A 10,662-nucleotide genomic window follows, 5' to 3' on the forward strand; every position below is an offset into this window, starting at 1 on the left:
GTTGCGGTCATGAAGGGCCTCCAACGATCCTGAGGTGGTTTTTTGCCTTCGCCGGCTCCTCCATCTCGCGCAGTGCGGCGCGCGCCCTGCCGATGCGCGACATCAGCGTGCCGAGCGGCACGCCGCTGGCGTCGGCGGCCTGCTGGTAGGAGAGGCCTTCGATAGCGACGAGGTGCAGCGCTGAACGCTGTTCTTCCGGCAGGCTGAAAAAAGCCTGGCGCACCTGCGCCAGGCGCACCGAATGTTCCTGTGGTGCCGGCGTGCTGCCGTCGGCCAGGTATCCAGCCTGTTCGACGCGCGACGCCTCGGACTTGCGGGACCGCATCCTGTCGATGAAGGTGTTGTGGACGATCGACAGCAGCCACGCGCGCAGGTTTCCGCCGGAGCGGAAGGTGCTGCGCCGCTCATAAGCGCGCACCAGCGCGTCATGGACAAGGTCCTCGGCGTCGGTGCTGTCGCGCGTCAGCGAGCGCGCATAGCGGCGCAGCGAACCGAGCTGTCCTATGATGTCAAAGCGTGGCATCGGCGGTTTCATGTCCTGTTTACGGAGCATGTGGGGATTTTATTCCCTGCCCTGCCAATTTTTTCCTTTGGAGGACATCGTTCGAATGCAACGATTGTTGCCGGCATCAATCTTATCATCGGCATCGCCACGATGTGCCATGCCCGGTGGATCGTGCCTACTTCACACGCCTCTTCTCCAGCTTCCGCGCCAGTGTCCGGCGGTGCATGCCGAGCCGTCGTGCCGTCTCGGAAATGTTGAAGTCGGCTTCCACCAGCGTCTCGTGGATGCGCTCCCATTCGAGGTTCTTTATCGAGGTTGGCCGCTCGGCGAGCGGTACCGAAGCATTGCCCTCGACCTGGCCGAAAGCCGCTTCAATGTCGTCTGTATTGGCGGGCTTGGCGAGATACTGGCAGGCGCCGAGCTTGATCGCCTCGACAGCGGTGGCGATGCTGGCAAAGCCGGTCAACACGACGATCCGCATTTCAGGATCGTGTTCGTGCAGCGCCCTGACGCACTCAAGGCCCGAGCCGCTGGCAAGCTTGAGATCGACGACGGCATATTGGAAGGCAACGGTGCCGATCAGCGCCTGCACGCCGTCGACGCTCCGGCAGCTATGCGTTTCGTAATCACGCCGTTCGAAAGACCGGCGCAGTGCGTTGGCAAAGGCGATGTCGTCCTCGACGATCAGCAGCGTGCGTTTAGTCGGCATTGTGCCCTCGCGGAGACAGAGCAGCCAGCGGCAGATGCAACGTAACCGAAGCTCCCCCTTCGGTTCTGTTTCTTACGGTGACGCTACCCCCCAGCTTGCGGATGACATTGACGACCAGAAACAGGCCGAGCCCGCTACCTGGCCGGTTCTTGGTCGACGTGTAGGGCTTGCCGAATTCAGCAAGCATGGTTTCTTCAAATCCCCGTCCCGCGTCGACAACTTCGATGATGAGATCGTTCGCGTGGCGGCTGACGATCAAACCGACCCATAGAGGCGACGCTTCAAGTGCGTTGTCCAGCACATTGAACATCACCTGTTTGAGCGCGGGATCGGAGACGATCTCCTGGTTGGCGCCGAAACGCCTGGTGTATTCGAAACCTTGCGGCAGCCGTGTCGACTTCCATTCGGCCACCAGCTCCGCCAGAAAGGCATCGACGGAGGTGCGAACCGTGCCTTCGCCGCGCAATTCGCCCGACGACATCAGGATTCCCGAAACGATCTTCTTGCAACGGTCCAACTGGCCCTGCATCTCCCGGATTTCCTGCGCCAGATCCGGATCGGCCTCGAGAACCGGCATGCGCTGCCAGTCGTTGAGGATGACGGAAAGCGTAGCCAGCGGCGTGCCGAGCTCATGCGCGGCGCCAGAGGCGAGCAGGCCCATCCTGACGATGTGAGCCTCCTCCGCCGATTGCTGGCGCAAATCCGCAAGATGAGCGTCGCGGGTGCGAATGTTGTTCTGGACCCTGGTGATGAACAGCACCAGAAGCGTTGCCGCCAGGACGAAACAGATGAACATGCCCTGAATGTGCAGGCTGAACAGCCCGGCACCGTGTGCGGCGGGCAGGCTGATCTCACGGTAGAAGGTGGTCAGCGCGATGAAGCACGTGCTTGCAATGAGGACAAGCGCCCAGACCGACCATGTCTCCAGCAGTACCGCGCCCAGGATGACCTGGAGCAGGTAAAGCGAAATGAAGGGATTGGACGCGCCGCCGCTCAGGTAAAGCTGGACCGTCAACGCGGTGACGTCGAGCAGCAGTCCAAGAAACAGCTCGGTGTTGGTGATCGCGTCCTGGCTGCTGTGCCGGCGCAGGCTGGCGACGTTGAGAGCGATCAGCAGCAGGATCACCACTGCCATCGGCACCAGCGGCAGGCCGATGCCAAGCGCGTAGCGGACGAACAGGATCGTCACGATCTGACCGCCGACGGCGATCCAGCGCAGTTGGATCAGAAGCAGGAAATTCTGCTTGTTAGTCTTGTCGTGCAGCGTCATTGGGCCGGGAGGTCCCCAGCCCTGGCCAAGCAGGTCACTCAAGCGGGAGTCCGATCCAGGCGCTGGTTGAGCCGCAGCGCCAGCAGCGTGCATAGCGCTCCCGACAGCAGATAGGCGCCTGACGAGATCAGCCCGAAATGGGCGGACAGGAACAGGGCGACAATGGGGGCGAAGCCGGCGCCGAACAGCCAGGCGAGATCCGAGGTCAGCGCAGCACCTGTATAGCGGTAGTTCTTTGAAAAGTTCGAGGCGAGTGCTCCCGAAGACTGGCCGAACGACAGGCCGAGCAGGACGAAGCCCAACACCATGAAGACGGACTCTCCGACGAAGCCGCCATCGAGCAGCTGTGGCGCGAAACCGCTGAACACGGCAATGGCCACCGCCGAGCCTCCAAGCAAGGGCCAGCGCCCGACCCGGTCGGCAACGACGCCCGAGATCGCGATTGCCGCCAGGCCGAAGAAGGCTCCGATCGTCTCGATGACCAGGAACCGTGCCGGTCCCTCGCGCGTGAACAGGAAGATCCAGGACAGAGGAAACACCGTCACCATGTGGAACAGGGCGAAGCTCGCCAGCGGCGCGAAAGCGCCGAGCACGACAGTGCGCCCTTCGGCGCGCAACGTCTCGCGGACGGAAGTCGGCTCCAGTTCCTGGCCTTCGAACAGTTTGGTGTATTCCGGCGTCACCACGATGCGCAGCCGCGCGAACAGGGCGACAACGTTGATGGCGAAGGCGACGAAGAACGGGTAGCGCCAACCCCAGCTGAAGAAGTCTTCAGCCGACAGGTTGCCGACGAAATATGCAAACAGGGCACTGGCGACGATGAGCCCGAGTGGCGCGCCCAGCTGCGGGATCATCGCATACCAGCCGCGACGCTTTTCGGGGGCATTCAACGCCAGCAGCGAGGCAAGTCCGTCCCATGTCCCGCCCAGCGCCAGTCCCTGACCGATCCGGAACATGGCCAGCAGCCAGGCCGAAGCCGGGCCGATCTGGTCGTAACCGGGCACGAAGGCGATCGACACGGTCGAGGTCCCCAGCAGGAACAGCGCGATGGTGAGCTTGGCGCTGCGTCCGTAGGCGCGGTCGAGCGCGGTGAAGATCGCCGTCCCGATCGGCCGCGCGATGAAGGCAAGCGCGAAGATGGCGAAGGAGTAGAGCGTGCCGGTCAACGGGTCGGCATAAGGAAATACGAGCTTGGGGAAAACGATGACGGAAGCGATCGCATAGACGAAGAAGTCGAAGAATTCCGACGTCCTGCCGATGATGACGCCAACGGCGATTTCGCCGGGCTTCACCTCATGATGCCGCGCATTGATCCGTCTTGCGTCGGCTTCGATCTTCGAAGTTGGGCTCACAGCATTCTCCGTCGACCCGCCGCGGTCTCATACGATCGCTTGCCATGTGCGCGGGCCAGATGCTTTGATGACGCCTGCCGCGTCATTGCGGCATTGGACAAATTGTCCAATGCCTTCATCGCCGCGGTACGGTTAGCACTGGGGGGAACAACCGACAGGTCATACATTGAGCCGTCTCCGTACCCTTTTCCTGCTGCCCCTGCTGGCATCGCTCGGCTCCTGCAGCATGGTCGTCCTGAACCCTGCCGGCGACGTCGCCGAGCAGCAGCGCGACCTGCTGATGGTGTCCACGGCACTGATGCTGATTGTCATCATACCGGTGATGGCTCTCACCATATTCTTTGCCTGGCGATACCGCCAGTCCAACCGCGAGGCGCGCTACGAGCCGGATTGGGACCACTCGACCCATCTCGAACTCGTCATTTGGGCTGTGCCGCTTCTGATCATCATCTGCCTGGGCGCGGTGACCTGGATGGGCACCCATCTGCTCGACCCCTATCGTCCGATCGGACGTGTAGCGGCCGGCAAGCCGCTGCCGCCGGACGTGCGCCCGCTTGAGGTCGAAGTCGTCGCGCTCGACTGGAAATGGCTGTTCATCTATCCGGAGTACGGCGTCGCCGTGGTCAACGAACTGGCTGCGCCGGTCGACCGGCCGATCAGCTTTCGCATCACCTCCGCATCGGTGATGAACTCCTTCTACATTCCAGCACTGGCCGGCCAGATCTATGCGATGCCGGGTATGGAAACCAGGCTGCACGCCGTCATCAACAAGTCCGGCGACTATGAAGGGTTCTCTGCCAATTACAGCGGCGCCGGCTTCTCGGGAATGCGCTTCGCGTTCCACGGCCTCGAGGATGCCGGTTTCCAGGCATGGATCGCGAAGGCAAAGGACAGCGGCGGCAAGCTCGACCGAAACGGCTACCTGGAGCTCGAACAGCCCAGTGAGAACCAACCCGTGCGCCACTATGCGGCGGTGGATAGCGATCTCTACAAGGCGATCCTCAATATGTGCGTCGAGCCCGGCAAGATGTGCATGAGCGAGATGTCGCAGATCGATGCCAAGGGCGGTCTGGGGATGGCCGGCATCCGCAACACCCTTCCGCTGCTGTATGACAAGTTCGCCCGGCGCGGCACGATATTCGGCCCTGCCCCATCCTATGTCGCCAGCATATGCACGACCGAAGAAGCACTGGCCCCTTCGAAGGCTGATCAATCCGCCACGCCGATGACCTCGACGCCGATAGTCGGCGCTGGTCTGCAACGGCCACTGCCCCTGTCGATCCGACTGCCGTCACCTTCCGCAACCGGCACGCTTCGGTCGCCCTTCAACTCCTGAGGCGCCACGCAAGACATGTTCGACAATCCTGCTCTTCTCAAGGCGATCTTCGGCCGGCTTACGCTCGAGTCGCTGCCGCTGCACGAGCCCATCGTGGTCGCGACCTTCATAGTCGTCGCGCTGGGCGGCATCGCCCTCGTCGGCGCGCTGACCTATTTCAAGCTCTGGGGCTATCTGTGGCGCGAATGGTTCACCAGCGTCGACCACAAGCGCATCGGTGTGATGTACATGGTGCTCGGCATCGTCATGCTGCTGCGCGGCTTCAGCGACGCCATCATGATGCGGCTCCAGCAGGCGATGGCCTTCGGCGGTTCGGAAGGCTATCTCAATTCGCATCATTATGACCAGATCTTCACCGCGCACGGCGTCATCATGATCTTCTTCGTGGCGATGCCGCTGGTGACGGGCCTGATGAATTTCGTCGTCCCGCTGCAGATCGGCGCGCGCGACGTGTCGTTTCCGTTCCTCAACAATTTCAGCTTCTGGATGACGGTCGGCGGCGCGGTCATCGTCATGATGTCGCTGTTCGTCGGCGAATTCGCGCGCACCGGCTGGCTCGCCTACCCGCCGCTGTCGGGTATCGGCTACAGTCCCGATGTCGGTGTCGATTATTATATCTGGGCGCTGCAAGTGGCGGGCGTAGGCACGCTGTTGTCGGGCGTGAACCTGGTCTGCACCATCGTCAAGATGCGCGCGCCTGGCATGACCATGATGAGAATGCCGATCTTCACCTGGACCGCGCTCTGCACAAATGTGCTCATCGTCGCCGCCTTCCCGGTGCTGACGGCGGTGCTGGCCCTGCTGGCTCTCGACCGCTATGTCGGCACCAACTTCTTCACGAACGACTTCGGCGGCAATCCGATGATGTACGTGAACCTGATCTGGATCTGGGGCCACCCCGAGGTCTACATCCTGATCCTGCCGGCCTTCGGCATATTTTCCGAAGTGACCTCGGCCTTCTGCGGCAAGCGGCTCTTTGGCTACACCTCGATGGTCTACGCAACCATCGTCATCACCATCCTGTCCTATCTCGTCTGGCTGCATCACTTTTTCACCATGGGGTCGGGAGCGAGCGTCAACTCCTTCTTCGGCATCACCACGATGATCATTTCGATCCCGACAGGCGCCAAGATATTCAACTGGTTGTTCACCATGTACCGCGGCCGCATCCGCTTCGAACTGCCGATGATGTGGACAGTCGCCTTCATGCTGACCTTCACTGTCGGCGGCATGACCGGCGTGCTGCTCGCGGTTCCGCCGGCCGACTTCGTGCTCCACAACAGCCTGTTCCTGGTCGCGCATTTCCACAACGTCATCATCGGCGGCGTGCTGTTCGGCCTGTTTGCCGGTATCAGCTACTGGTTCCCCAAGGCATTCGGCTTCCGGCTCGATCCGTTCTGGGGAAAGATGTCCTTCTGGTTCTGGGTGGTCGGCTTCTGGTTCGCCTTCATGCCGCTGTACATCCTCGGCCTGATGGGCGTAACGCGCCGGCTACGCACCTTCGAGGATCCCTCGCTGCAGATCTGGTTCATCATCGCCGCTTTTGGCGCCTTCCTGATCCTGCTTGGTATCCTGTCCTTCCTCATCCAGATCTTCGTCAGCGTGCGCCGGCGCGAGCAGCTTCGCGACGACACCGGTGATCCGTGGGACGGGCGTACACTCGAATGGGCAACCTCGTCGCCGCCCCCGGCCTACAATTTCGCCTTTACGCCGGTTGTCCACGATCTCGACACCTGGGCGGACATGAAGAATCGCGGTTACCAGCGTCCGTTGACGGGCTTCCACGACATCCACATGCCGCGCAACACCGGAGCCGGCGTCATTCTGGCTGGGTTGAGCGTGGTGCTTGCCGTGGCGCTCATCTGGTACATCTGGTGGCTGGCGATCGTCAGCTTCGTTGCTCTGATCGGCTACGCCATCGCGCATACCTTCAATTACGACCGGGACTTCCACATTCCGTCCAGCGACGTCACCCGCGTCGAGGACGAGCGGACACGCCTGCTCGCAGCCACCAGCCAGGCGGGATGAGCACCATGGCACACGCCGACACGGTGATCGACGACACGATCTTCCACCTGGAAGACGACCACGGCCATGCCGAGAGCGGCAGCAGCACCATGCTCGGCTTCTGGATCTACCTGATGAGCGACTGCCTCATCTTTGCGATGCTGTTTGCAGTCTACGGCGTGCTCGGTGGCAACTACGCCGCCGGGCCTGCGCCGAAGGACCTGTTCGATCTTCCGCTGGTCGCGCTCAACACCACCATGCTGCTCCTGTCCTCCATCACCTACGGCTTCGCGATGCTGGAGATGGCGAAAGGGCGAGTGAGGCCGATGCAGGTGTGGCTGGTGATCACGGGCCTGTTCGGCCTCGCCTTTCTCGGCATCGAACTCTACGAATTCGCCCATTTCATCCACGAGGGGGCGACGCCGCAGCGCAGCGGCTTTCTTTCGTCGTTCTTCACGCTGGTCGGAACGCACGGCCTGCACGTCACCTTCGGCCTGGTCTGGCTGGTGGTGCTGATGGTGCAGGTCTCCAGGCATGGGCTGATCGCCGCGAACCAGCGGCGCCTGATGTGCCTGAGCATGTTCTGGCACTTCCTCGACGTCATCTGGATCGGCGTCTTCACCTTCGTTTATCTGATGGGAATGTTGCGATGAGCGCCGGGCACCAAACAGACACCAGCAACCACAGCCACGCGCATCACGGCGTCAATCACGGCTCGCTGGCCGGCTATCTGACAGGCTTCGGCCTGTCCGTCGTGCTGACCGCCGTTCCCTTCTGGCTGGTCATGACCAACGCGCTCGGCAATCAGATGGCGTCGGCGATTGCCATCATGGCCTTCGCCGTCGTGCAAATCATCGTCCACATGGTGTTCTTCCTGCATATGAACACCAGGTCGGAGAGCGGCTGGACCATGATGGCGCTGATCTTCACCCTCATCCTGGTGATGATCGCGCTGACGGGCTCGCTCTGGGTCATGTACCATCTGAACGTCAACATGATGCCCGGCCATGACATGAGTCAGATACCCTGAGAGAGGGACCTGGCTTTGGACGAACAGGCGCGGACGACACCGCATCCGACTACAGGCGACGGCCAAAGGGTTACGCGTTCGAGATGGACGCTATTGATGCTTTGCCTTTGCGGAGCCATCGGCATCGCAGGGTTCTCGGCGCTCGGTATCTGGCAGCTGGAGCGCCGCGTCTGGAAGCTCGACCTGATCGAGCGTGTCGACCAGCGTCTCAAGGCAGTACCCGTGGCCGCCCCGGCGCCTTCGGCCTGGCCAGCGATCAACGCCAGGGATGACGAGTATCGCCGCCTCGTCGTCACGGGCCGGTTTCTCGGTGATCGCGAGACCCTGGTCCAGGCGGTCACCGATCTCGGCGGTGGCTTCTGGGTAATGGCGCCGTTCCGAGCGGATGATGGCTTCACGATTCTGGTGAACAGGGGCTTCGTGCCGACGGACAAGCGCGATCCGGCAACCCGCTTCGCAGGCAAGCCCTCGGGCGATCACACCGGAATTCATGGCCTGTTGCGCATCAGCGAACCGAAAGGCGGCTTCCTGCGCACCAACGATCCGGCTGCCAACCGCTGGTATTCGCGCGATGTACAGGCGATCGCCGCCAAGCAAGGCGTCGGGCAGGTCGCTCCTTATTTCATCGATGCCGATGCCACGCCCAATCCGGGAGGGTGGCCGGTCGGCGGCCTGACGGTCGTTTCGTTCCACAACAACCATCTGGTCTATGCCCTGACATGGTTCGGGCTGGCCTTGATGGTGCTGGGCGCGGTCGCCTGTCTGTTGCGGCAGGCTGTGAAAGACAGGCCCGGCGGGGGCTGACCGCTGACCGCTGGCCGAGGCAAAGCCGAAATTACGCACGGAAGCGCTCATGCCGGCGCAGAGGATGGCGTGATCGCTCTGCTCGTGCCGGCTGGTCATTTCCGACGCGCATCAATAGGTTTCCCTTCAAACCCTCATCCATGAGCGCGCAGGGCAGGCTTCCCAGCCGTCTCGGGCTGGAGCACCTAGCTAAAACCGCTGGCGAAACGCGACCGATTTGCGTATCACTCCGCCGCCATTGGAGCCCTATCGATGTTTGAGACCCTGCAGCCCGCCCCCGCCGACAAGATCCTGGCCCTGATCGGCCTTTATCGCGCCGATCCGCGCCCCGACAAAGTCGATCTCGGCGTCGGCGTCTACAAGGATCGCGACGGCAAGACGCCGGTTATGCGCGCCGTGCGCGAGGCGGAAAAGCGCCTGCTGCAGGCCCAGGACACCAAGACCTATCTCGGCCTTGCCGGCGATACCGGCTTCAACACGGTGATGGCCAAGCTCGCCTTCGGTCCGGGCGCCGACATGACGCGCATCCGCGCCGCACAGGCGCCTGGCGGCTCCGGCGCGCTGCGGCTGGTGGCGGAATTGCTGAAGCGGACGCGTTCGGACGCAACCATCTGGCTGTCGGACCCGACCTGGCCGAACCACATGCCGGTGATGCGCGCCGCCGGCCTGCAGATCCGTGAATACCCGTATTTCGACGCCGCGTCGGGTGCTGTTCGCTTCGACGACATGCTGGCGGCCCTGCGGACCGCAAAGAGCGGCGACGTCGTGCTGCTGCATGGCTGCTGCCACAACCCAACCGGCGCCAATCTGGATGCGGCACAGTGGGCAGCCGTTACCGATCTGGTCGTCGAGCGCGCGCTGCTGCCGTTCGTCGACATCGCTTATCAGGGCTTTGGCGATGGCCTTGAGGCCGACGCCCTCGGCTTGCGCCTGCTGGCGGCGAAAGTTCCGGAAATGGTCGTCGCGTCGAGCTGCTCGAAGAATTTCGCCGTCTACCGCGACCGCGTCGGCGCAGCAATGATCCTGGCCAAGGACGGCGCACAGGCAGATGTGGCGATGAGCCAGATGCTGTCGGCGGCGCGCGCCATGTATTCGATGCCGCCGGACCACGGGGCAGCAGCCGTACGCATCGTGCTGGAGGACGCCGCCTTGCGTGCAGACTGGGAAGCCGAGCTTGAAGAGATGCGGCTGCGCATGCTGAGACTCCGTGTCCAGTTCGCCGAAGCCCTGCGCCGGCAATCCAATTCCGACCGCTTCGATTTCGTCGCCAGCCATCGCGGCATGTTCTCCCGCCTTGGCCTCACCGAAGCGCAAGTCGAACGGCTGCGCGCCGAGCACGGCGTCTACATGGTCGGCGACAGCCGCATCAATGTCGCCGGCCTGCCCGAGGACGGCATGGACGAGCTCGCCAAGGCGATCGTTTCTGTGCTCGACTGACGTGGCTCGCCTGTGGACAAGGCACTCTCGCCGGCTGACAGCGTTGGCCGCGCGGCCGGCCGCGCGATAGCATCAGCCCTATGACGCCATCGAAAGACATTTCGCGCCTGATCGAGATCATGGCGGCGCTGCGGGCGCCGAAGACCGGCTGTCCCTGGGATATCGAACAGGATTTCTCGACCATCGCGCCCTACACGATCGAAGAGGCCTAT

General features: G+C 62.6%; 10 protein-coding genes and 1 pseudogene. 7 read left to right on the plus strand and 4 right to left on the minus strand.

All coding sequences use genetic code 11. The features are described 5' to 3' along the window. Positions 1-7: 7 nt before the first annotated feature. The 4 genes from EN914_RS10505 to EN914_RS10520 form a co-directional block, all read right to left on the minus strand. Positions 8-523 carry a sigma-70 family RNA polymerase sigma factor gene (locus EN914_RS10505; protein WP_224674198.1) on the minus strand — a complete coding sequence of 172 codons (516 nt, stop codon included), beginning with the start codon at positions 521-523 and terminating at the stop codon, positions 8-10. Positions 524-680: 157 nt separating this feature from the next. Beyond that, complete coding sequence (locus tag EN914_RS10510; RefSeq protein ID WP_024505205.1) at positions 681-1,214, minus strand: response regulator transcription factor; 534 nt, start codon at positions 1,212-1,214, stop codon at positions 681-683. After that, a complete protein-coding gene (locus EN914_RS10515; RefSeq protein ID WP_032809459.1) occupies positions 1,204-2,484 on the minus strand; it encodes an ATP-binding protein in 1,281 nt (426 codons plus the stop codon). Before EN914_RS10515 ends, EN914_RS10510 begins: the two co-directional genes overlap by 11 nt. Before the next feature lie 38 nt (positions 2,485-2,522). Then, complete coding sequence (locus EN914_RS10520; protein WP_024505203.1) at positions 2,523-3,836, minus strand: MFS transporter; 1,314 nt, start codon at positions 3,834-3,836, stop codon at positions 2,523-2,525. 166 nt (positions 3,837-4,002) lie between these two features. On the opposite strand from EN914_RS10520, the gene cyoA reads away from it, so the two are divergent. The 7 genes and pseudogenes from cyoA to EN914_RS39155 all read left to right on the plus strand — a co-directional run. Continuing rightward, positions 4,003-5,172: a ubiquinol oxidase subunit II gene (cyoA, locus tag EN914_RS10525; protein WP_024505202.1), complete on the plus strand. Its 1,170-nt coding sequence runs from the start codon at positions 4,003-4,005 to the stop codon at positions 5,170-5,172. Between the two features lie 15 nt (positions 5,173-5,187). Then, positions 5,188-7,200, plus strand: coding sequence for a cytochrome o ubiquinol oxidase subunit I (gene cyoB / locus EN914_RS10530; protein ID WP_024505201.1), 2,013 nt, complete (start codon positions 5,188-5,190; stop codon positions 7,198-7,200). Positions 7,201-7,205: 5 nt separating this feature from the next. Beyond that, positions 7,206-7,832, plus strand: coding sequence for a cytochrome o ubiquinol oxidase subunit III (gene cyoC / locus EN914_RS10535; protein ID WP_013531504.1), 627 nt, complete (start codon positions 7,206-7,208; stop codon positions 7,830-7,832). Continuing rightward, positions 7,829-8,209 (plus strand): cytochrome o ubiquinol oxidase subunit IV, encoded by a 381-nt coding sequence (cyoD, locus tag EN914_RS10540; protein WP_013531503.1) that lies wholly within the window; start codon positions 7,829-7,831, stop codon positions 8,207-8,209. Before cyoC ends, cyoD begins: the two co-directional genes overlap by 4 nt. Positions 8,210-8,305: 96 nt before the next feature. Next, positions 8,306-9,013, plus strand: a complete 708-nt coding sequence (locus EN914_RS10545) for an SURF1 family protein (RefSeq protein ID WP_032899651.1) — start codon at positions 8,306-8,308, stop codon at positions 9,011-9,013. A gap of 252 nt (positions 9,014-9,265) precedes the next feature. Beyond that, the gene (locus EN914_RS10550; protein ID WP_024505198.1) at positions 9,266-10,450 is read left to right on the plus strand and encodes an amino acid aminotransferase; all 1,185 of its coding nucleotides are present in this window, start codon (positions 9,266-9,268) and stop codon (positions 10,448-10,450) included. Between the two features lie 80 nt (positions 10,451-10,530). Continuing rightward, positions 10,531-10,662 (plus strand): annotated as a pseudogene (locus EN914_RS39155) (nucleoside triphosphate pyrophosphohydrolase); the annotation flags it as partial.

Origin of the sequence: Mesorhizobium sp. M7A.F.Ca.CA.001.08.2.1, assembly GCF_003998455.1 — a bacterium.
GTDB classification, from domain to species: domain Bacteria; phylum Pseudomonadota; class Alphaproteobacteria; order Rhizobiales; family Rhizobiaceae; genus Mesorhizobium; species Mesorhizobium ciceri.

Excerpts from the sequence above, each read along its gene's own strand:
- cyoB (WP_024505201.1), top strand. The coding sequence starts at position 5,188 with ATGTTCGACAATCCTGCTCTTCTCAAGGCGATCTTCGGCCGGCTTACG.
- EN914_RS10510 (WP_024505205.1), bottom strand. The coding sequence starts at position 1,214 with ATGCCGACTAAACGCACGCTGCTGATCGTCGAGGACGACATCGCCTTT.
- EN914_RS10545 (WP_032899651.1), top strand. The coding sequence starts at position 8,306 with ATGCTTTGCCTTTGCGGAGCCATCGGCATCGCAGGGTTCTCGGCGCTC.
- EN914_RS10515 (WP_032809459.1), bottom strand. The coding sequence starts at position 2,484 with ATGACGCTGCACGACAAGACTAACAAGCAGAATTTCCTGCTTCTGATC.
- EN914_RS10550 (WP_024505198.1), top strand. The coding sequence starts at position 9,266 with ATGTTTGAGACCCTGCAGCCCGCCCCCGCCGACAAGATCCTGGCCCTG.
- EN914_RS10505 (WP_224674198.1), bottom strand. The coding sequence starts at position 523 with ATGCCACGCTTTGACATCATAGGACAGCTCGGTTCGCTGCGCCGCTAT.
- cyoD (WP_013531503.1), top strand. The coding sequence starts at position 7,829 with ATGAGCGCCGGGCACCAAACAGACACCAGCAACCACAGCCACGCGCAT.
- cyoC (WP_013531504.1), top strand. The coding sequence starts at position 7,206 with ATGGCACACGCCGACACGGTGATCGACGACACGATCTTCCACCTGGAA.